The organism is Nitrosomonas sp. (assembly GCF_019752095.1).
In the GTDB taxonomy this organism is placed as follows: Bacteria; Pseudomonadota; Gammaproteobacteria; order Burkholderiales; family Nitrosomonadaceae; genus Nitrosomonas.
The window spans coordinates 18318-38512 of sequence record NZ_JAIEMO010000002.1; the positions used below are offsets into that span (position 1 = coordinate 18318).

Consider the following 20195-nt stretch of genomic DNA (forward strand, 5'->3'; position numbering starts at 1 on the left):
TATCCGATTCAAATAATGTGAAAAAGAACGATGAAATCCCAAAAAAAACAAACCAGTGATCGTGTGGGCTGGCGCTTCGATAATAGTTATGCACGCTTGCCCGATTATTTTTACGCCCAACTACCCCCTGTTCCGGTGAACGCTCCACAAACCGTAATAGTGAATCATGCGCTTGCAGAATCGTTGGGATTGGATCTTGGCGTGTTATCTGCCGAAGAAACCGCCTTGCTGTTTTCCGGAAATGTATTGCCGCAAGGGGCGCAGCCGATCGCGCAAGCCTATGCCGGTCATCAGTTTGGTCATTTCACGATGTTGGGCGATGGACGGGCAATTTTATTGGGAGAGCATCTCACGCCGAACGGTGAGCGATTCGACATTCAGCTCAAGGGCTCCGGCCAGACTCCGTTTTCCCGGCGCGGTGATGGCCGTGCGGCCTTAGCGCCTATGCTGCGCGAATACATTATCAGTGAAGCGATGCAAGGATTGGGCATTCCCTCGACGCGCAGCCTTGCGGTGGTCACCACTGGAGAGCAAGTGATACGGGAAACCCAGCTCCCCGGTGCAATTCTTACTCGAATAGCAGCCAGTCATATTCGCGTCGGAACGTTTGAATATGCCGCCGGACAAGGTGGTGTTGATGCGATTAAAACCTTGGCGGATTATGCGATTCAACGTCATTATCCCGATCTGAATGATGCCGAAAATCCTTATCTATCGCTGCTAAACCGGGTGATTGATCGTCAAGCTGCGTTGATCGCAAAATGGCTGCTGTCGGGTTTCATTCACGGTGTCATGAATACGGACAACATGAGCATCAGCGGGGAAACGATCGACTACGGCCCTTGTGCATTCATGGATGCATATAATCCCAACACGGTATTCAGTTCGATCGACCAGAACGGCCGCTACCGCTATAGCAATCAGCCGCAGATGGCGCAATGGAATCTTGCGCGTTTAGCTGAAACCTTACTGTCATTGATTGATTCGGCACAAGAAAAAGCCATAACATTAGCGGAAGAAGCCATACATGCTTTTCCAGAGAAATTTCAGGCCGAGTGGATAACAGGGATGCGCAAGAAATTAGGATTATTCACAGAAGAAACCGAGGATTCTGAATTAATCACCGACTTTCTTACCTGGATGTATCAACATCAAGCTGATTACACCAATACCTTCCGCGCGCTGTCCGCAGAAACTTTTCCTGCTGATAACACGTTTCAAAATGCCGAGCTCGAAACGTGGCATGCCCGCTGGCAGGCACGACTGGAGCGCCAATCCGAAACTAAAGAGCGATCAATGCACCTGATGCAAGCCAATAACCCTGCAATTATTCCACGCAATCATCGCGTCGAGGAAGCGCTATCCGCTGCCTCCGAACAAGGTGATTATACGTTGATGCAGCAATTGCTTGCAGCACTGGATAATCCATATACCGATGCGCCGGAGCACTATGACTATCGCACGCCGCCAGCGCCGTCGGAACGCGTGTATCAAACATTTTGCGGAACGTGAGTTGTTTTGCCAAGAGAAAATAGTAAAAGGAGAACAGCAATGGCAATCACCCTTAATCACACCATCGTGCCTTGCTTCGATAAAGTCGAGTCGGCGAAATTTTATAGCCGCGTGTTTGGCTTTGAATATGTCGGCGCGTTTTCTCATTTCATCGTGGTACGCGTCAACGACACCTTAAGCCTGGATTTCGATAACAAGGAACAGTTTTTATCGATACACTATGCGTTCAAAGTATCCGAACAGGAATTTGACGAAATATTTGCGCGACTGCAGCTTGAGCAAATTCCCTATGGCAGTGGCCCAGGTAATGCGGATGATATGACGATCAATCACAACTATGGCGGCCGCGGTGTTTATTTTCGCGACCCTAACGGGCATCTACTGGAGATGTTGACAGTGGATTATGTCATCCCGCCACAATGATTTTCCTCTGAATATTGAATAAAAATGTGATCACCGCGAGTAAAAATTACATCTTACCTGTTTTTTCCTAATTCTATCCTCTGCTGGAATCGAACCTCTGGCGAATTCAGATTGAAAGTTACGACCTGTTTAAGGGACATTGACCGCAGGTTTTCGGACTCAACTGTCCTTTGAAGATTCAGAACCTTCTTCCTGTTTCTTCCATTTGTCGTAACACTCAAGACCACAGTAATACACGATGTAATCAGTCGATTTGACGCTCGTAGCCTCGGATAACGGTATCTCTTTAAAACATACATCGCAGGACACCACTTCTGGCACTACAATTTTATCCTGTTCGATCATTTCAGAACCTCCTGTAGTTGAGGATCGATTTTGCTTCATTAACCCTAGCGCGCTGCACCACAAAATCACCCTGCATTTATTGCGGTGGTGGAGGTGGCGGATTTCCCGCTGGTGGCGGTGGCGGCGTAAAATTCTCTGATGGATTTGCAACTCTTGGCCCCGTGTTGCTGCTCGCAGGTTGATTACCCGTAATTCTGCCCGAAACCGGGACGCGATGGCCTTTTGCATACATGCATTGAATATAGCTCATGTCGTATTGCCGTTGACTCATATACCCGGAAGTATCAGCCGTGCCAGAACCAACAACACTGCCCGCCAAAAGCCCCGTGCCTGCACCAATGGCAGCACCCTGCCCGCCCCCTATAGCAGCGCCTGCAGCGGCACCAAGCCCAGCTCCAATCGCCGCGCTTTCTATACCACTGGCTTGAGAAGCCTGTCGCGGCGTTTTACCGCCAATTTGCTGATGGGCATACCCCCTACATTCAAAATCATCATAACGAAACTGCTCAAAGCTTTTCCCTGTGCCTGGCAACGCCATAACGCTCGGGCCAGTCGGCATATTGACACAGGCAGTTACTAAGCCCATAACCAGCAGTGTGGATAATCTTCTCAAAGTAAGCATACTTAGCCTCTCATGTTATTGTCCTGGCGGCTGCGGCGCAACTTGCAGCCAGCCACCAGGGCATTTCCTGACATAAGGATAGTAACCATCAGGATCCTGACAATAGTACCAGTAATTGGTTTGTGGTTGTGCTGGCTGAACTGATTGCGATGGTTGCTGCGCTTGTTGCTCAATATAAACAGGCGGAGTAGCCGGAACAATCACCTGCGGAGGATAAGCATATACAGGCGGAAAATAATAAGAAGGGTAGCCATAGCCATACCCACCAAATCCATAACGACCAAAACCATAGCCCCCATACCCGTAACCACCATAAAATCCTGGGCCGTAGTAACCTAAACCGATACTTAAATGATTATGACTATGTCGAAACCCATGCGCCCACGCAGAGTTACTTACAGCGATTGCCAGTAGCACGACTGTCAGATGGATCCGTTGAACGCCCCGCATAAAAACCCCATTGAATATTTGTAGTGTCAGACTAAAAATTAGACTGACACATTACCTGAGAATTCCATTCATTAGATTCCTTGACAGATACCTGCATGGACAGTTCTAGCTGTCTCATCAGCTAACGCTCTGCTATGCCGATATCAAAAACGTTATTGTGGCTTGTAATCATCGGCGTTAATTTCGTGTCGCATATTTGGCTTGCTGTCTGATTTATTTGCGCAAGTTGCAAATTGCCGGCATTATCGAATAACTGAAAAACGCTTGATGAATCATTGCCAATGAAGAAATCGTTGCTGGGGATTACCGTTGTCGCGAAGGTGAAGTAGGGGTTAAGTATCGGGTTAGGATTCACGCTTTGGTATCGTCAGCATTGATACAATAAATCATCATTAGGCGATGGTTATGGATACTAAATTCTTGTGTAGGAATATAAGATGCAGAAAAATAAATGGGTACTGAGAACAATCACTTTATCAGCAGCATTATCACTATTATCTGGCTGCTGGACAATGGCCGCTGTTGGGGCTGGCGCTTACGGAGGATATAAAATGAAAGAAAAGGGCTATACCTTGCAGAGTCCTATTACTAAAGAGAGAAAATCGAGAAAATAAGGTTTATTGCTTGATTTTCTTCTGAATATTTTCTGCCTTATCTTTTCTGAAGCTTTCGTAGATCATCAATACCGCGCCGATACAGATCGCCGAATCGGCAACATTGAAAGCAGGCCAGTGATAAGCGCCGACGTAAAAATCCAGGAAATCGACCACATGACCCAGTGTGATGCGATCATACAAATTGCCTAGTGCACCACCGAGAATCAGACTCAATGACAAGCAGAATAATTTTTCATGCTTGTATCGATTGAGCAAATAGATAATCAAAATCGCCGCACTGCCTGCAACACCACTCAGAAACCAACGTTGCCAGCCCGATTGGTCACTCAGGAAACTGAATGCAGCACCGGGATTATAGGTGAGTACCAGATTAAAAAAACCAGTCAGCGGAATGACTTGACCGAATTCCAAGGTGGACTCTACCCAGTATTTACTTACGAGATCCAGCACTAAAATAATTAAAGCGATGGCAAAACTGATGTGAAGCTTCATGAGAGGTATCCGTTAAATGATCATTAAGTTCTAAGCATAGTTACGTGCTTCACCGCTGCCATAAAGATTGGAAACACAACGTTCACATAAAGTTGGGTGATCCGCGTGATGTCCGACATCCTGGCGATAATGCCAGCAGCGTTCGCATTTTGTGTGTGCGCTGGACGTCACAACAATACTTTCCTGCTGAGCATCATTGGCTTTAATCAAGTCAACTGCAGAGACAATCAATACAAAGCGCAAATCGTGATCCAGCGAGCTGAGCAAGGTAAAATCTTCGGCGCGGGCACGAATTTCAACTGTTGCCGCTAATGAAGAGCCTATTTCTCCCTGAGTACGGGCATCTTCCAGTTTTTTCAACACTTGTGAACGCAATGTACGTATTTTCGCCCAGCGTTGCTGTAATAGCTCAGCATCCGGTTGCGCTGGAAAGATGTGCCAATTATGCAATAACACGCTATCTTGGCTATCGCCTGTCAGATGCTCCCAGACTTCTTCCGAAGTAAAACTCAGAATTGGTGCAAACAGCCGCACCAAGCAATATGCAATATGATGCAGCACAGTTTGTGCAGAACGGCGAGGCAGGCCTGTTGTTGCTGCCGTGTACAAGCGATCCTTGAGAATATCCAGATAGAAGCCACCCAAATCTTCAGAACAAAAATTATGTAGTTTATGCACCGCTTGATGAAATTCATAGCGGTCATAACATTGTGTCAGATCGTCTTGAAATGCTTCAGTCAGCGCCAGCATATAACGATCAATTTCCAAACAATTCGCAACCTCAATTGAATCAGTTTGCGGATCAAAATCCATCAGATTAGCCAATAAAAAGCGCAGCGTATTACGAATACGGCGGTAACTTTCAATCACCCGTTTTAGAATTTCTTCGGAAATGGAAAGCTCGCCAGAATAATCGGTAGACGCAACCCACAAGCGCAAAATATCGGCACCGGAAGTATTTATCACTTTTTGCGGCGCAATAACATTACCTTTGGATTTGCTCATTTTGTGGCCACTACCGTCCACCACGAAGCCGTGCGTGAGCAGCGCTTTGTATGGCGCATGACCGTCAATGGCGCACCCAGTTAACAGCGCGGATTGGAACCAGCCACGATGCTGATCGGAACCCTCCAAGTACAAATCAACCGGGAATGTAAGCTGCGCATCCGCTTTAACAACCGTGTCATGCGTGGTACCGGAATCGAACCAGACATCCAGGGTGTCGGTTAGTTTTTTATAATTCTTGGCTTCCTCACCGAGCAATTCGGAATCTTCCAACGCAAACCAGGCTTCGATTCCCTGCTGTTCCACTTTTTGCGCTACTTGTTCGAGCAATTCAAGTGAACGTGGATGTGGCGCATGAGTGTCTTTTTGCACAAAAAATGTCATTGGAACACCCCAGTTGCGTTGGCGTGATACGCACCAATCCGGACGGTTCTTGATCATTGCTTCCAGACGTGCCCTGCCCCATGTGGGATAAAATGCCGTGGTGTCGACTGCCTGCATAGCCAGTTCACGCAATGTTTTATCTTGCGTAGATGCAGCATCTGTCTTATGCAAATTCATGCCGATAAACCATTGTGGCGTGGCACGAAAAATAATGGGGGTTTTATGACGCCAGCAATGAGGGTAGCTATGGTCAATCTTTTTTAAACAAAAAAGATGTTCATTGGTTTTGAGCGTATCAATGACAACATCGTTGGCCTTCCATACCGAGAGTCCACCAACCAAAGGAATATGGGCAATAAATTTACCATCGCCATCCACTGGGCTCTCACTCGGCAAGTTGTAGTTTTGCCCGACAAAATAATCGTCCAGACCATGTGCGGGCGCCGTGTGCACAAGCCCTGTACCCGCTTCCAATGTGACATGCTTGCCGCAAATGATTTTTACTGCACGCGGTTCAAACGGATGTTGCAATGGCAAATGCTCCAATGCCTGCCCTTTACATGTAGCCAGTGTTTCGCCGGTCAAGTCGTACCGCTCGAGACAGGCTTGCTGCAATTCGCTGGCAAGTATCAATAGGCCCCGCGTCGTTTTTACTAGCGCGTAGTCGAATTCGGGGTGAACACAGACGGCTTGATTAGCAGGCAATGTCCACGGCGTAGTGGTCCAGATGATGGCATAGGTTTGGGTATTTTCTGGAACAGAAACGCCAAAAATATTGCCGAGCAATTGATGCGCTGACGGAATTGCAAAACCCACATCAATCGCAGGTGAGCTTTTATCTTCATACTCCACCTCCGCTTCAGCCAATGCGGAACCGCAATCTATACACCAGTTTACAGGTTTCTGACCTTGATACAGGTAACCACTCTGATAAATTTTGCCCAGTGCGCGAATAATACCGGCCTCAGTTTTGAAATTCATTGTCAGGTAAGGATGCTCCCAATCACCCAACACACCCAAGCGAATGAAATCGGCTTTCTGGCGCTCAACCTGTTCATTAGCAAAAGCACGGCAGAGTTCGCGTACTTTATCGGCGGGTAAGTGCTTGCCATGTTTTTTCTCGATCTGATGCTCGATCGGCAAACCATGACAATCCCAGCCAGGAATATAGGGCGCATCAAAGCCAGACAATGTTTTGCTTTTGACGATGACGTCCTTGAGGATTTTATTGACCGCATGACCAATATGAATATCGCCATTGGCATACGGCGGACCATCGTGCAGTATGAATTTCGGACGGCCTTTGCTGACAGAACGAATCTTTTGGTATAGATTTTTTTCTTGCCAGGCTTTCAACATTCCGGGCTCGCGGTTGGCAAGATTGCCACGCATCGGAAAAGGCGTATCGAGCAAATTGAGGGTTTTCTTATAATCAATCATAAAAGTTACAATGAATAAGTTAAAGGGCGCTGCACAAGCGATTATATTGAATTGGCGTGGTCATAAAATATTCCTTGGCTTGTGCGACATCTTTTTCGATCTGCCGGATAAGCGTAGTGATATCTGCATATTTTTCTTCGTCACGCAGTTTGTGCAGAAAATCAACACGCAAGTGCTGTCCATAAATTTCATCAGCAAAGTCGAACAAATGAACCTCTAATACAGGTTTACCGTTCTCATGAATTGTTGGACGTACACCCAGGCTGGCTACACCCGGTAGTGGAATCTCCGATGATGACGAATTGGCGCCATAGACTGATACCACGAAAATACCGGAAAGCGGTGGCAGGTTATGCTTCAACTGAATATTCGCTGTCGGGAACCCTATTTGTCTGCCTAATTTGTCACCATTGATGACGCGGCCACTGATACTGTAAGGTCTACCCAACAGTTTTGTGGCCGCATCCAAATCACCAGTAATCAACGCCTGCCGGATAGCAGTGCTGGAAACACGTTGATTGCCAATGACAATACTCGGCATGACTTCCAGCGTATAATTATTCTCCGCGGAGAGCGCTTGTAACATTGCAATATCTCCCGCACGGCGTGCGCCAAAACGAAAATCATCGCCTACCAATAACCAGCGAACACGCAAATCTTGATTCAAAATCTGTGTAATGAATCGTTCCGGATTGATCCTGGCAAAGTCATAATTAAAACGACAGATATGAATGCTATCGATCTCGGCCTGAATTAAGCGACTCAACTTTTCCCGCAAGCTGGTCAAACGCGCTGGGGCTTGATCCGGCGCGAAAAATTCGCGCGGGTGCGGTTCAAAGGTCATCACACAGGCGGGAAGCCCAAGTTGATTGGCAACATCTTTTAACCGAGTAAGTATCGCCTGATGGCCTAAATGAACGCCATCAAAATTACCTATGGTAAGTGCAACCGGCGTCTTAGCGTGTGCCGACACCTTGCGCCAAGTGTGCATGATAAGCAGGAACCAAAAAATTAGTGATTCTAACGTGTTTAAGGCAATCAGGTCTAGTTAACGTTGGGTCAATTTATGCCTTGATTCGGTACGGCTATTGGGGCATTTGACAGGGAGCAAGCAACTTTCATTCCGTTGTGAGTTTTCTCACAAATAATCCAGCTTCAAGCGATTATTATAGCGGCGTAACCTAAATATTCCTTTCAGGATGATATATTTTATATTAATAACAATCAGTTATGAAATAATTAAATAATTGACATGTTATGGATTTTGGTTATATTCACTGAGTAGCACGACCGGGGACAAATACATTTTTACTGGCTTTGGCATAGCGCTTAATCTATACAATGCTCACCGATTGGGCTGCTCATTTAAATTTCCAACAGTATGAGGTGATAAAATGGCAATCGTTAACGGTACAAACTTCAATGACAACAACACAGTTCAATTTAATGGTGTTTTTTTTCAATTATTCCCACAATTAGATGGAACCAATGGCAATGATACGATCTCCGGCTTCAATGGAATCGATATTCTCCGTGGTTTCAATGGAAATGATGTATTAGACGGTGGCGCTGGTGCTGATAACATGGATGGCGGTGACCAGAACGACATTTACTTTGTAGACAATCTGAACGATGTGGCGGCAGAAGTTTTCAATGATGCTTTAGGAGGCGTTGATTTGGTAAATTCCTCCGTCACGCACACTTTAGGTTTTGGTATCGAGAATCTCAATCTCACAGGCGCCGCCATCATTAACGGCACCGGCAACGAGAACGGCAACAAAATCAATGGCAACTCAGCCGCTAATATCATCAGTGGATTAAACGGTGATGATCGTCTTTTCGGATTGGAAGGCAATGATATTTTAAATGGAGGATCAGGTAACGATACTATGGCCGGTGGAGATGGCAATGATATTCTGCAAGGCGGATCAGGCAACGATGTCTTGCGTGGTGATAATGGTGATGATATTTTATCTGGCGGGCTTGGGAATGATATCCTTTTTGCGGGTCTCGGCGCCACCGATCACTATCTGTTCAACACCCCGTTGAATAGCGCAACCAACGTGGATACCATCATGGGATTTTTTGCACCTGTCGACACCATTCGATTGGACAACGATATATTTACCAGTTTGGGAGCGCCCGGCGGCATTGCTGCGGGTAATCTCAAAATCGGCCCGGGTGCAGTCGCAACCGACGCTAACGATTTCTTAATTTACGATACCACCACTGGTGCACTATCCTATGATGCCAACGGCAATGGCGCCGGAGCAGCGGTTCAGTTTGCTACTATCGCCGGCGTAGCCCCATTATCAGCAGTTGATTTCTTGGTTGTCCAATAAGTAATCAAGAGACCCATCATTAGCAATGGATTCTTCACTAGCCAAACTCTATTTTGTAATAGAGTTTGGCTTATATCATCAATATAAGCACCTATTCAGCTTCGATTCTCTCCAAATGAACTTCTGCCCGACCAGTTGTTCTCTACTTTAGTTGTTAATCTAATCTCTACCGCATTTTTTAGTTTCACTGTATATTTCGTTGCTATTTCACAAACCATCCGTAAATTAGAAACTTGTGGTAATTAGCTCTATTGAATATGATCTAAAAAGCATGAAGCGTTATAATACCCGCCAAAGAATTGAATAATCCGCTAAAAATACGTTATGTCACAACCCCTATTCCAAAGAACACCACTGCTCGATGGCGCTGATATCAGTCTAAAACGTGAGGAAATCCGTAGTTATTTCCACACCACGCTGGACCGCTATGAGCAACTATTTGAAACGCTACGTAATGACGAAGCGTACTATGAAAAACCCATTGCATTGCGCCACCCATTGATTTTCTATCTGGGTCATACCGCAACCTTTTTTGTGAATAAGCTCATTCTTGCCGGATTGATCACCGAGCGCATCGATCCCCGCCTGGAATCGATTTTTGCCGTTGGTGTCGATGAAATGAGCTGGGACGATCTGGATAGCACGCATTACAACTGGCCCAGCGTCAAAGAGGTGCAATCTTATCGAAAATCCATGCGCAGCTTGGTCGATGAACTGATTAGCACCATGCCGCTGACTTTGCCAATTTCCTGGGAAAGTAATTGGTGGCCGATACTGATGGGCATTGAACACGAACGCATCCACCTGGAAACTTCCTCGGTACTGATCCGTCAGCACGCGTTGCATTTTGTGCAACCACACCCGGATTGGCAGCCCTGTCATAAATCCGGAACCGCGCCGCAAAATGAATTGATTCGCGTTGAAGTAGGCACCGTCACAATCGGAAAAAACAAAACAGACCATCAACATTACGGCTGGGATAATGAATATGGTTCACATACGGCCGACATCCCAGCCTTTCAAGCAAGCAAGTTTCTGGTCAGCAATCAGGAATTCCTACCTTTCGTTGAAGCCAATGGCTATCGGACAGAAAGTTATTGGCAGGAGGAAGGCCGCTCCTGGCAAGAATTCACGCAAGCAGAACACCCAACATTCTGGATCAGAAAGGACGACACATGGTACTTGCGCCTGATGACGGAGGAAATTCCGATGCCGTGGGATTGGCCGGTTGAGGTCAATTATCACGAAGCGAAGGCGTTCTGTAACTGGAAGGCTGCTATGACAAAACAACCCGTGCGATTGCCAACCGAAGATGAATGGTATCGGCTCTATGATGCCGCACAATTGCCCGAAGTACCGATGGATACGAAAGCTTGCGGCAATCTGCATCTGGATTATTACGCATCGAGTTGTCCAGTTACTGAATTTGCCTACGGCGATTTTTTCGATATCGTCGGAAACGTCTGGCAATGGACAGAAACACCCACCTATCCATTTTCTGGCTTTGACGTGCACCCGCTTTATGACGACTTCACCACACCGACATTTGATGGCCAGCACAATTTGATCAAAGGGGGTTCATGGATTGCTTGTGGCAACGAATCGTTGCGCAGTGCGCGTTATGCCTTCCGTCGTCATTTTTTCCAGCATGCGGGCTTCCGCTATGTGGTTTCGGATGCGCCAACGACACTGCCGGCTTCCAATTATGAAACCGACAAACTACTCTCGGAGTATGCAGAATTTCATTATGGTGACGTCTATTTCGACGTGCCTAATTTCTCCAAAGCACTGGCAGAAATTGCGCTCGAAGCAATGGAAGATAAACTCAAGCACACCGCGCTGGACCTGGGCTGTGCATCTGGCCGATCCACTTTTGAATTGGCACGCGGTTTTGATCATGTCACCGGCATCGACTTTTCCGCACGCTTCATTGGTCAGGGCGTGCAACTGGTGCAACAAGGCACCCTACGCTACACCTTGACCGAGGAAGGCGATTTGGTTTCTTACAAAGAACGCACGCTGTCCGATCTGGGACTAGATCAAGTCAAAGATCGTGTCGAGTTTTATCAGGGCGATGCGTGTAATTTAAAATCGATTTTTACCGGCTACGACTTAATTCTTGCTGCTAACTTGATCGACCGGCTGTATGATCCAGACAAGCTGCTCAGCAACATTCATACGCGTATCAACGCGGGCGGTTTGCTGATGATCGCATCACCTTACACCTGGCTGACTGAACATACCAAGAAAGAATCCTGGGTTGGCGGCTTCAAACGCGATGGTGAGAATTTCACCACATTGGATGGCTTGAAAGAAATTCTGGGCAAAAACTTCCGCCTGATACAAGGCCCGCAGTCCGTGCCTTTTGTCATCCGTGAAACCAAGCGCAAATTCCAGCATACATTGTCTGAAGTCACGATCTGGGAGAAAACTTCTTGAGCAGTGGTTTTGATTTTGACCACCAGATCAATCGCGCAGCAACTCACAGCGTCAAGTATGATGGCCGGCAAGCTATGTTCGGCATCAGCGAGGTCATCCCGGCATGGGTAGCCGACATGGATTTCGCCGCGCCACCTGCAGTCACCCAGGCATTGATAGCGCGCGCCAAGCACCCGATATACGGCTATACGCTCTTCCCCGATAGCACATATGATGCTCTAATCCATTGGATGAAACGACGGCATGACTGGAGCATTCAGCGCGACTGGATTATCCTCTGCCCCGGCGTGGTGCCATCGATCAACGCCGCCGTGATGGCATTCACACAACCTGGTGAGTCAGTCATTATCCAACCACCGGTATATTTTCCTTTTTTTTCGGCTGTCACACAGACCGGCCGAATACTGACCCAAAATCCGCTACGGCTACAAAATAGCCGCTACACGCTTGATTTCGATCATCTGGAACAATGCGCCAAGCAAGCGAAATTGCTGCTGCTGTGCTCGCCGCATAATCCAGTTGGTCGTGTTTGGCAACCCAATGAGCTGGAACAGCTGCTACAAATTGCTGAAAAACGAAACTTAATTATTTTTTCGGACGAAATCCATGCCGATTTGATTTACCCCGGCAATCAACACTCCGCCCTCGCCGCAATTGCAAAAAATAACGCTAAAATCATTACGGCAGTGGCTCCCAGCAAAACCTTCAACATCCCCGGATTAAATCTGTCGGCACTGATTATTCCAGATGATTCCACGCGCAGCGCCATGACAAAAATTTTCGACAATTTTCACGTCAGTGCATCCAATCCGTTCAGCATCGCTGCGTTTGAAGCCGCCTACCAAGAAGGTGAAACATGGTTGGAAGCGCTATTGATTTATTTGCACGACACGCGCGATTGCGTTGAAGCATTCTTGGCCGAGCATTTACCCGAAATCAAAGTAATCAAAGCCGAAGGCACTTATCTGCTGTGGCTGGACTGTCGGACAATGAACATGACCGACGCACAGCTGAAACATTTCTTCGGCCATGAAGCGGGTGTTGGCATGAATCCCGGCACGCAATTCGGCAAGGAAGGCAGCGGGTTTATGCGGCTGAATATTGGTGCACCGAGAAAGACGGTTTTATCAATCATGCACAAAATTAAGCAGGCTTGGCACAATAAAAATAATTAATCGGCATGCTGTATTGCAGCTAAAATTCGGTCTCGAGCGTGTACATTATAAATATCAGACCCTATTCGTTCGCTTTGATCCTCAAACAACTTGGCAATTTTAATAGGCAAAGGCAGCAGAAGCAGAAGTAATCCAGTACTTAACTGAATCATTTAATTCATTAAACTTAGGAAAATAATTATGTCCAATGACACACTGGCACTTGCACAAACACTGATTGCTCGCCGATCACTCACGCCTGCCGATGAGGGGTGTCAACAAATCTTAATTGATCATCTGGAGAAACTCGGTTTCCATATTGAAAAAATGCGCTTCGGAAATGTCGATAATCTTTGGGCTCGACGTGGCAACACGACGCCAGTACTGTGCTTTGCTGGACATACCGATGTTGTTCCAGCCGGACCAATGGAACAATGGGACAGTGATCCATTCACGCCAACTATCCGCGATGGTCGCTTATATGGGCGCGGAGCTGCCGACATGAAATCCTCGTTGGCAGCTTTTATCACTGCCATTGAAGCATTTCTAGCACAGCATGCCCACCATCAAGGATCTATCGCATTGCTAATCACTTCAGATGAAGAAGGGGTTGCGATTGATGGCACTGCCAAAGTGGTCGAAGCACTTAAAGCACGCGGCGAGTTACTCGACTACTGCATTGTGGGTGAACCAACATGCAGTGACAAATTTGGCGATACCATCAAGAATGGCCGACGCGGCTCTTTATCTGGCAACCTCACCATCAAAGGCATACAAGGCCATATCGCCTATCCACATCTAGCCAAAAACCCGATTCATCTGGCTGCCCCGGTGATAGCGGAACTGGCGAGTACAGAATGGGATCAGGGCGATGAATTTTTTCAACCGACAACCTGGCATATTTCCAATATCAATGCTGGAACAGGCGCTACCAATGTTATTCCCGGCACGCTGAATTTATTATTCAATTTTCGCTTTTCTACCGCTAACACAGTTGAATCGCTCACAAACAAAGTGCATGAGACTCTCGATAAATATGGACTGGATTATGAATTGCAGTGGGAACAATCAGGAAAACCGTATCTCACGCCTAAGGCCGAACTAGCCAGCGCTATAAGCGCTGCCATTACTAAAGTTACTGCTATCGAGCCGCAATTATCCACATCAGGGGGCACTTCAGATGGTCGATTTATCGCAGATATCTGCTCCCAGGTGATCGAATTCGGCCCTCATAATGCGACTATTCACAAACTGAATGAGTATGTCGAGGTCGATGACCTTGAACAATTGTCACGCGTCTATCTGTTTACGATGGAAAATTTACTGTCTCCAGGAAATGAAGCAGCTCATGAAAATTCAGACAGCTTCTGGAATAAATTAAAAAAATACTTTTCTTTCGCATGAATTTGAACCAACAATCCTGTGGCAAAACCACAGGATTGTTGAGTTTTTAGATTAAGACTATAACAAGTAGCAATTACAACACATACCTTGCCAAATCCTCACTTTGTGACAAATCCTTAAGACGCTCATCTACATACGCTGCATCAATGACCAAGGTTTCACCGCTGTGTTTAGGCGCATTATAAGAAACCTCCTCGAGCAGCTTCTCGATGACGGTATGCAAACGCCTGGCACCGATATTTTCAGTTTTACTGTTAACAGAGTGCGCAATTTCAGCCAGGCGTTTGATCGCATCGCCGTTAAATTGTAATGTTACGCCCTCGGTAGCTAACAGTGCCTCATATTGGCGTGTTAGACAAGCGTCGGTATTAGTCAGAATCTGCTCAAAATCACTAACGCTCAGGCTGGTCAGTTCAACGCGAATAGGAAAACGCCCTTGCAGTTCCGGGATCAAATCAGAAGGCTTGGACATATGAAACGCGCCACTGGCGACAAACAGAATATGATCGGTTTTGATCATGCCGTACTTAGTGGAAACGGTCGTGCCTTCTACCAAAGGCAGCAAATCGCGTTGCACACCCTGCCGTGAAACATCCCCACCGGCATTGCTGGCCCGGCTGGCAATTTTGTCTATTTCATCCAGAAATACAATACCGTTCTGTTCCACATTCTGGATCGCTGATAGTTTCAATTCTTCATCATTGACCATTTTTGTAGCTTCTTCTTCCAACAATATTTTTTTTGCTTCACGTATCGTCAATTTGCGGGTTTTCTTTCTTTCGCCGCCCATATTCTGAAACATACCTTGAATTTGGGATGTCAAGTCTTCCATTCCTGGTGGCGCAAAAATTTCCATGCTGGCGCGGGGAGCCGCTACCTCAATTTCAATTTCCTTATCATCCAATTCCCCCTCGCGCAGTTTTTTACGAAACTTTTGTCGCGTCAAATTATCGTGATCATCCGCATTGACTTGTGTCCCAAAGTCCCTGGAACCTGGTAATAGCGCATCAAGAATACGATCCTCGGCACGATCTTCGGCAAGTGGTTGCTTCTTGCGAGTTTCTCTTTCTCGTGATTCCTTCACGGCTGTTTCCGCCAGATCGCGAATAATTGAATCAACATCGCGCCCAACATAGCCAACCTCAGTAAATTTAGTCGCCTCGATCTTGATAAAAGGCGCATTTGCAAGTTTGGCCAAACGACGTGCAATTTCGGTTTTACCGACGCCGGTTGGCCCGATCATCAGGATATTTTTCGGCGTGATCTCCTGACGCAGAGGATCAGCAACCTGTTGGCGGCGCCAACGATTTCTCAGCGCGATCGCAACAGCCCTTTTGGCTGAGTCCTGGCCAATTATATGTTTGTCCAGCTCGTGAACAATTTCCTGCGGAGTCATTTGTGACATGGTTTCAGATTCTGTGATAAGTGTAATGTAAACAGCGGCTATAAACTACCGACAAATTCAATCGATAGTTTCGATAATATGGTCCTGATTGGTATAGATACAGATATCGCCCGCGATACTCAGCGCTTTTTTCACGATCTCTTGAGGGGACAAATCAGTATTCTCCAATAATGCACGCGCAGCGGCCAGTGCATAGGAACCGCCGCTACCAATCGCGGCGATACCCAATTCAGGCTCGATGATATCGCCGGCACCGGTAACAATCAGCGTTGCTTCTTCATTAGCTACCACCAGCATAGCTTCCAATCTGCGCAAAATACGATCGGTGCGCCAATCCTTAGCCAACTCAACTGCAGCACGCATGATATGCCCCTGATGGGATTCCAGCTTACCTTCAAAGCGTTCAAACAAGGTAAAGGCATCAGCGGTTCCTCCGGCAAATCCAGCCAGAATTTTGTCATGATACAGTCTGCGGACTTTACGTGCACTGGATTTGGCGACTACAGCGCCGAGCGTTACCTGGCCATCGCCACCCAGTGCAACATGAGGGCCGCGCCTTACTGAAACAATTGTTGTCATGAAATTTCTTAATGCGTCTCAAAACCTGATTATAACGTATAAAACATCGCCAATTCCGACAGAAAGGCCCTATCAACGTATACAGGCGTTGGAAAACGTTTTGAAGCAACCGGATGCAGGGCAAAAACAAACGAGAAAGCACAGTTTATGCATAATAAATGAGCATTTTGAGCCTGTTTTTAACGCCACAGCGGCAATGCAGTTAGTTCTGCAACAACCTGTTAATTTCTTTTCTTTGCGCGCGGATGTGCAGCATCGTAAATCTTTGTTAAGTGCTGAAAATCGAGATGGGTGTATACCTGAGTGGAAGTTATGTGGGCATGTCCGAGCATTTCCTGAACCGCGCGCAAATCACCACTGGATTGCAACACATGTGAAGCAAACGAATGCCGCAAAACATGTGGATGTACATTCTGGTGCAAACCCTGTTGCCTCGCTCTGCTTTTCAATCGATAAGCAATAGCGCGCATACTGATTGCGTCACCGCGTTGCGATAAAAAAAGTGCTGTAACGTCGGGCTTGATAATCCGCAAGCGCAACTCTAACCAAGCAGTTAAGGACTGAAGCGCGTACTCTCCCACCGGAACAATGCGCGCTTTGCTACCTTTGCCAAGAACCCTGATTGTTCCTTCCGCAAAATGGATATCTACAGGACGAAGTTGCGTCAGTTCCGCCAGCCTTAAACCTGAGGAATAGAATAACTCAAACATCGCACGATCACGCGCCGTCAAAATATTTTCAACTGAAAATTCCAAAAGTCGCGTGGCTTCATCGGGTGACAGCGCATGCGGTAATTTCTGCGGCGATTTGGGAACACGCACGGCATGACAAGGATTATGTTGCAAGCCATGCTTGCGAATTAAAAAATTATAAAAACCTCGCCAGGCTGATAACATTCTGGCCAAACTTCTACCACCAAGACCTTTGCCGTGAAGTTTCGCAATCGCTTGGCGGATAGTGGGTGCTTGCACCTGATTCAAATCGCCTATGTCCAGATTTAGTAACAGAACGTGAATATCACGTGCATAGCTTTTACAAGTGAGCGGCGACAAACGCCGTTCATAAGTTAAATGATTAATATATGCGGTAGCCAGCAATTCAGGAGTGTTGTTCATCAATCACTGTCTGCTGATCAGCTAAATTACCCACGGTTTCGGCTTGATCATAACGTGTCACCGTCGTGCACACCAGCTCACCTAACCGTTTCAAATGCAACGTTCCCATTTCAGGATAAAAACGCTCGATATCAGGGCTACCTAGAACCACCAAACCGATGGTTCGGGTAGTATTCAAAGGAATCATCGCAAACGAATTAAGATGCTCAGCGCCCTCACCAAACCATTGCTTAATTTCATCTACGATATGGTTACCGCAATAGGGCTGCGGCAAGCTTTCGGCAATCGTCAGCACATCTTCGCTAACGACCATAAATTCAGCATTGGTTTTACCATAATTAGCCACATTCCAGAAGCGCATAGCCACTAGCGGAATGGCAAAATCTTCTTTCAAACTGAAGTACAGCGCATGAAACAGCTCGTCCATATTCGACACAGAAAGTAAAGCGATCGCCAGTCGATGCATTTTCTCTCCAATGGCGTCGTTTTCCTCACCAAAACTAATCAATTCCAATAGCTTATCCTGCAAAATTCGGTTTCTTTCCCGCAATGAAATAACTTGTCTCTCGTTGAGCGAGATTACTTTCTCATCCTGCGGGTGGGAAATCTGGAGATCCGCCAGTAAATCAGCATATTCATTGAAGAACTGCGGGTGTTCCTGCAAATATTGCGCAACTTCATCCGGTTTCATCATAGTTCCTTAATTGATTACAAATTGATTTCGCCTTCAAATACCGTAACTGCCGGGCCGGTCATCCAGACCGGCTCATCGTAACCCTGCCAGCGGATCGTCAACTCGCCGCCTTGCGTGCTCACGACAACCTGACGATCCAGCAAACCCAGATTGATACCCGTCACGACAGCAGCGCAAGCCCCCGTTCCGCAAGCCAATGTTTCACCTGCTCCACGTTCAAACACGCGCAACTTGATATGACTCTGATCAATAATTTGCAAATAGCCAACGTTGACCTTATTGGGAAAACGCACGTGCTGTTCAATCAGCGCACCTTCGGTTACAACCGGCGCGCTCGCGATATCTGCAACAACACGCACAGCATGTGGATTACCCATCGACACTGCGCTTATTGTAACCGGCTCATCCGGTAATTCAAGTTGGTAAGTCAATGCGCGTTGGTCAGCAATGAAGGGAATATGCTTCGGTTCAAATATCGGCTTGCCCATATTCACCGTGACATTTCCATTGCTTTCCAGTCGGGGCGATATCACACCACTCAAAGTTTCGATGCGAATCTCTTTATTTTGTGTCAAACCATGATCATGCACATAGCGCACAAAACATCGCGCTCCATTACCGCATTGCTCAACCTCGCCACCATCGGGATTGAAAATGCGATAGCGAAAATCCGCCTGACCTTGCGCTTTCTCAACCAGCAAAAGTTGATCACAACCAATGCCGAAATGTCGGTCTGCCAGTCGGCGAATCTGTTGTCGATCAAGATTGATCGTTTGATTGATACCGTTCAAGACCACGAAATCATTTCCCAAACCCTGCATTTTGGTAAATTTTAGTTTCATCGGTCAAGTATTCCAGCGGCTCAAATTTGTCAGCACCATCCAATAATCATTCATCACAAAACCATCTCCGATGTCGACAATACTATCACCTGTAATTTCAAATCCATACTGGTGACAAGCTTCGATAGCGTTATGGTTACGTTTGTTAACCGTCAGGATCAATGATTGCAAATCATTCTTGCGCATAGTATCCATTGCATCCACCACCAGCATTGCGTCATAGCCTTTGCGATGATGATCACAAGGGAACTATAGTTTATCAATTTTCAGTTCTCCCGGCTGCCTGGTAAGCATACAGCAAGAAAAGCCAATGATCGACCGATCCACAACCAGTTTCATCCACCAAATGTTGGGATCTGTGAGTTGCGCATGAATGAGCGCCGACTGATATCGTTGCATCCGCATATATTCAATCTGGGCCGATGAAAGAATAGTAGCATAATGATATCGTCAAATGGTTCGTGCCAATGCCGCGATTGTTATTGTATCCGCAGGTGCTAAAAACAATATGCTCGGCTACATTTTAATTATAAACAAATGGATTGTTATATCTGTGACGTATTCAGGCAGTAACTGCAGTTAAGTTACGCAGCAAGTAAATACGACGTGTGATGCATTAATGGGCTTGTTAAAAGCGACCATTCTTCTCAAATAACCTGAATAACTAATTTGATTTGCTTTAGGAAGATTCTATCCAACTCAAAAAATGCATTGAGAAGGAGGTTTGAGGAATCCTCTCGCTTTTAAAACTCGACCGCTTACGCGGCCGGGTTTTTTATCGCTGAGTTCTGCAGGAATTTAACTCCTGCGTCCCTCGAGAGACGAGAGGTTTATCGGTGATGGTGCCTAATCCGCAATTCTCTCAGTATCGCTGCCACCTCTTGAAGACGTAACTGTAACGCGGGCTGGTGGTACTGGAAATGCACCTGGC

Annotated in this window: 20 protein-coding genes; 7 read left to right on the forward strand and 13 right to left on the reverse strand. The window is 46.6% G+C overall.

Going from position 1 to position 20195, the window contains the following annotated elements; all coding sequences use genetic code 11:
* Positions 1-30 precede the first annotated feature (30 nt).
* Positions 31-1512 carry a protein adenylyltransferase SelO gene (locus tag K2Q13_RS00215; protein WP_292918628.1) on the forward strand — a complete coding sequence of 494 codons (1482 nt, stop codon included), beginning with the start codon at positions 31-33 and terminating at the stop codon, positions 1510-1512.
* A 39-nt stretch (positions 1513-1551) separates the two neighbouring features.
* Positions 1552-1935 (forward strand): VOC family protein, encoded by a 384-nt coding sequence (locus K2Q13_RS00220; RefSeq protein ID WP_292918629.1) that lies wholly within the window; start codon positions 1552-1554, stop codon positions 1933-1935.
* A gap of 159 nt (positions 1936-2094) precedes the next feature.
* On the opposite strand, the gene K2Q13_RS00225 is transcribed toward K2Q13_RS00220, so the two are convergent.
* From K2Q13_RS00225 to K2Q13_RS00240, 4 genes are all read right to left on the reverse strand, one after another.
* Positions 2095-2280 carry a DUF3330 domain-containing protein gene (locus K2Q13_RS00225; RefSeq protein WP_292918630.1) on the reverse strand — a complete coding sequence of 62 codons (186 nt, stop codon included), beginning with the start codon at positions 2278-2280 and terminating at the stop codon, positions 2095-2097.
* A gap of 76 nt (positions 2281-2356) precedes the next feature.
* Complete coding sequence (locus K2Q13_RS00230) at positions 2357-2902, reverse strand: YMGG-like glycine zipper-containing protein (protein ID WP_292918631.1); 546 nt, start codon at positions 2900-2902, stop codon at positions 2357-2359.
* Positions 2903-2917: 15 nt separating this feature from the next.
* Positions 2918-3352, reverse strand: coding sequence for a hypothetical protein (locus tag K2Q13_RS00235; RefSeq protein WP_292918632.1), 435 nt, complete (start codon positions 3350-3352; stop codon positions 2918-2920).
* 121 nt (positions 3353-3473) lie between these two features.
* On the reverse strand, positions 3474-3707 hold the full coding sequence (locus K2Q13_RS00240; protein ID WP_292918633.1) for a hypothetical protein: 234 nt from the start codon (positions 3705-3707) through the stop codon (positions 3474-3476).
* A gap of 82 nt (positions 3708-3789) precedes the next feature.
* Between K2Q13_RS00240 and K2Q13_RS00245 the strand changes: the two genes are divergently transcribed.
* Positions 3790-3966 carry a hypothetical protein gene (locus K2Q13_RS00245; protein ID WP_292918634.1) on the forward strand — a complete coding sequence of 59 codons (177 nt, stop codon included), beginning with the start codon at positions 3790-3792 and terminating at the stop codon, positions 3964-3966.
* 3 nt (positions 3967-3969) lie between these two features.
* Here K2Q13_RS00245 and lspA read toward each other — a convergent pair whose 3' ends face one another.
* The 3 genes from lspA to K2Q13_RS00260 are packed head-to-tail and all read right to left on the reverse strand — an operon-like array spanning position 3970 to position 8281.
* Positions 3970-4461, reverse strand: a complete 492-nt coding sequence (gene lspA, locus K2Q13_RS00250; protein ID WP_292918635.1) for a signal peptidase II — start codon at positions 4459-4461, stop codon at positions 3970-3972.
* A 30-nt stretch (positions 4462-4491) separates the two neighbouring features.
* On the reverse strand, positions 4492-7290 hold the full coding sequence (ileS, locus tag K2Q13_RS00255; protein WP_292918636.1) for an isoleucine--tRNA ligase: 2799 nt from the start codon (positions 7288-7290) through the stop codon (positions 4492-4494).
* Positions 7291-7309: 19 nt separating this feature from the next.
* Positions 7310-8281: a bifunctional riboflavin kinase/FAD synthetase gene (locus K2Q13_RS00260; RefSeq protein ID WP_292918637.1), complete on the reverse strand. Its 972-nt coding sequence runs from the start codon at positions 8279-8281 to the stop codon at positions 7310-7312.
* A gap of 403 nt (positions 8282-8684) precedes the next feature.
* Here K2Q13_RS00260 and K2Q13_RS00265 point away from each other — a divergent pair, with 403 nt between their 5' ends.
* From K2Q13_RS00265 to dapE, 4 genes are all read left to right on the forward strand, one after another.
* Entirely contained in the window at positions 8685-9632 is a 948-nt protein-coding gene (locus K2Q13_RS00265; RefSeq protein ID WP_292918638.1) for a calcium-binding protein, read from the forward strand.
* Positions 9633-9956: 324 nt separating this feature from the next.
* A complete protein-coding gene (gene ovoA, locus K2Q13_RS00270) occupies positions 9957-12071 on the forward strand; it encodes a 5-histidylcysteine sulfoxide synthase (protein WP_292918639.1) in 2115 nt (704 codons plus the stop codon).
* Positions 12068-13246: a PatB family C-S lyase gene (locus K2Q13_RS00275; RefSeq protein WP_292918640.1), complete on the forward strand. Its 1179-nt coding sequence runs from the start codon at positions 12068-12070 to the stop codon at positions 13244-13246. The genes ovoA and K2Q13_RS00275 overlap by 4 nt, the downstream gene beginning before the upstream one ends.
* 180 nt (positions 13247-13426) lie before the next feature.
* The gene (dapE, locus tag K2Q13_RS00280) at positions 13427-14629 is read left to right on the forward strand and encodes a succinyl-diaminopimelate desuccinylase (RefSeq protein ID WP_292918641.1); all 1203 of its coding nucleotides are present in this window, start codon (positions 13427-13429) and stop codon (positions 14627-14629) included.
* Positions 14630-14702: 73 nt separating this feature from the next.
* Here dapE and hslU read toward each other — a convergent pair whose 3' ends face one another.
* The 6 genes from hslU to K2Q13_RS00310 all read right to left on the reverse strand — a co-directional run bounded on the left by hslU (position 14703) and on the right by K2Q13_RS00310 (position 19459).
* Positions 14703-16034 carry an ATP-dependent protease ATPase subunit HslU gene (hslU, locus tag K2Q13_RS00285; RefSeq protein ID WP_292918642.1) on the reverse strand — a complete coding sequence of 444 codons (1332 nt, stop codon included), beginning with the start codon at positions 16032-16034 and terminating at the stop codon, positions 14703-14705.
* A gap of 57 nt (positions 16035-16091) precedes the next feature.
* Positions 16092-16613: an ATP-dependent protease subunit HslV gene (gene hslV / locus K2Q13_RS00290; RefSeq protein WP_292918643.1), complete on the reverse strand. Its 522-nt coding sequence runs from the start codon at positions 16611-16613 to the stop codon at positions 16092-16094.
* A gap of 221 nt (positions 16614-16834) precedes the next feature.
* Complete coding sequence (gene xerC, locus K2Q13_RS00295) at positions 16835-17728, reverse strand: tyrosine recombinase XerC (protein WP_292918644.1); 894 nt, start codon at positions 17726-17728, stop codon at positions 16835-16837.
* A complete protein-coding gene (locus K2Q13_RS00300; protein WP_292918645.1) occupies positions 17712-18422 on the reverse strand; it encodes a DUF484 family protein in 711 nt (236 codons plus the stop codon). Before K2Q13_RS00300 ends, xerC begins: the two co-directional genes overlap by 17 nt.
* A gap of 14 nt (positions 18423-18436) precedes the next feature.
* The gene (gene dapF / locus K2Q13_RS00305; protein WP_292918646.1) at positions 18437-19264 is read right to left on the reverse strand and encodes a diaminopimelate epimerase; all 828 of its coding nucleotides are present in this window, start codon (positions 19262-19264) and stop codon (positions 18437-18439) included.
* Between the two features lie 3 nt (positions 19265-19267).
* Positions 19268-19459, reverse strand: coding sequence for a hypothetical protein (locus K2Q13_RS00310; RefSeq protein ID WP_292918647.1), 192 nt, complete (start codon positions 19457-19459; stop codon positions 19268-19270).
* Positions 19460-20195: the final 736 nt, after the last annotated feature.

Excerpts from the sequence above, each read along its gene's own strand:
- K2Q13_RS00215 (WP_292918628.1), top strand. The coding sequence starts at position 31 with ATGAAATCCCAAAAAAAACAAACCAGTGATCGTGTGGGCTGGCGCTTC.
- K2Q13_RS00220 (WP_292918629.1), top strand. The coding sequence starts at position 1,552 with ATGGCAATCACCCTTAATCACACCATCGTGCCTTGCTTCGATAAAGTC.
- K2Q13_RS00225 (WP_292918630.1), bottom strand. The coding sequence starts at position 2,280 with ATGATCGAACAGGATAAAATTGTAGTGCCAGAAGTGGTGTCCTGCGAT.
- K2Q13_RS00230 (WP_292918631.1), bottom strand. The coding sequence starts at position 2,902 with ATGCTTACTTTGAGAAGATTATCCACACTGCTGGTTATGGGCTTAGTA.
- K2Q13_RS00235 (WP_292918632.1), bottom strand. The coding sequence starts at position 3,352 with ATGCGGGGCGTTCAACGGATCCATCTGACAGTCGTGCTACTGGCAATC.
- K2Q13_RS00245 (WP_292918634.1), top strand. The coding sequence starts at position 3,790 with ATGCAGAAAAATAAATGGGTACTGAGAACAATCACTTTATCAGCAGCA.
- lspA (WP_292918635.1), bottom strand. The coding sequence starts at position 4,461 with ATGAAGCTTCACATCAGTTTTGCCATCGCTTTAATTATTTTAGTGCTG.
- ileS (WP_292918636.1), bottom strand. The coding sequence starts at position 7,290 with ATGATTGATTATAAGAAAACCCTCAATTTGCTCGATACGCCTTTTCCG.
- K2Q13_RS00260 (WP_292918637.1), bottom strand. The coding sequence starts at position 8,281 with ATGCACACTTGGCGCAAGGTGTCGGCACACGCTAAGACGCCGGTTGCA.
- K2Q13_RS00265 (WP_292918638.1), top strand. The coding sequence starts at position 8,685 with ATGGCAATCGTTAACGGTACAAACTTCAATGACAACAACACAGTTCAA.
- ovoA (WP_292918639.1), top strand. The coding sequence starts at position 9,957 with ATGTCACAACCCCTATTCCAAAGAACACCACTGCTCGATGGCGCTGAT.
- dapE (WP_292918641.1), top strand. The coding sequence starts at position 13,427 with ATGTCCAATGACACACTGGCACTTGCACAAACACTGATTGCTCGCCGA.
- hslU (WP_292918642.1), bottom strand. The coding sequence starts at position 16,034 with ATGTCACAAATGACTCCGCAGGAAATTGTTCACGAGCTGGACAAACAT.
- hslV (WP_292918643.1), bottom strand. The coding sequence starts at position 16,613 with ATGACAACAATTGTTTCAGTAAGGCGCGGCCCTCATGTTGCACTGGGT.
- xerC (WP_292918644.1), bottom strand. The coding sequence starts at position 17,728 with ATGAACAACACTCCTGAATTGCTGGCTACCGCATATATTAATCATTTA.
- K2Q13_RS00300 (WP_292918645.1), bottom strand. The coding sequence starts at position 18,422 with ATGATGAAACCGGATGAAGTTGCGCAATATTTGCAGGAACACCCGCAG.
- dapF (WP_292918646.1), bottom strand. The coding sequence starts at position 19,264 with ATGAAACTAAAATTTACCAAAATGCAGGGTTTGGGAAATGATTTCGTG.
- K2Q13_RS00310 (WP_292918647.1), bottom strand. The coding sequence starts at position 19,459 with ATGGATACTATGCGCAAGAATGATTTGCAATCATTGATCCTGACGGTT.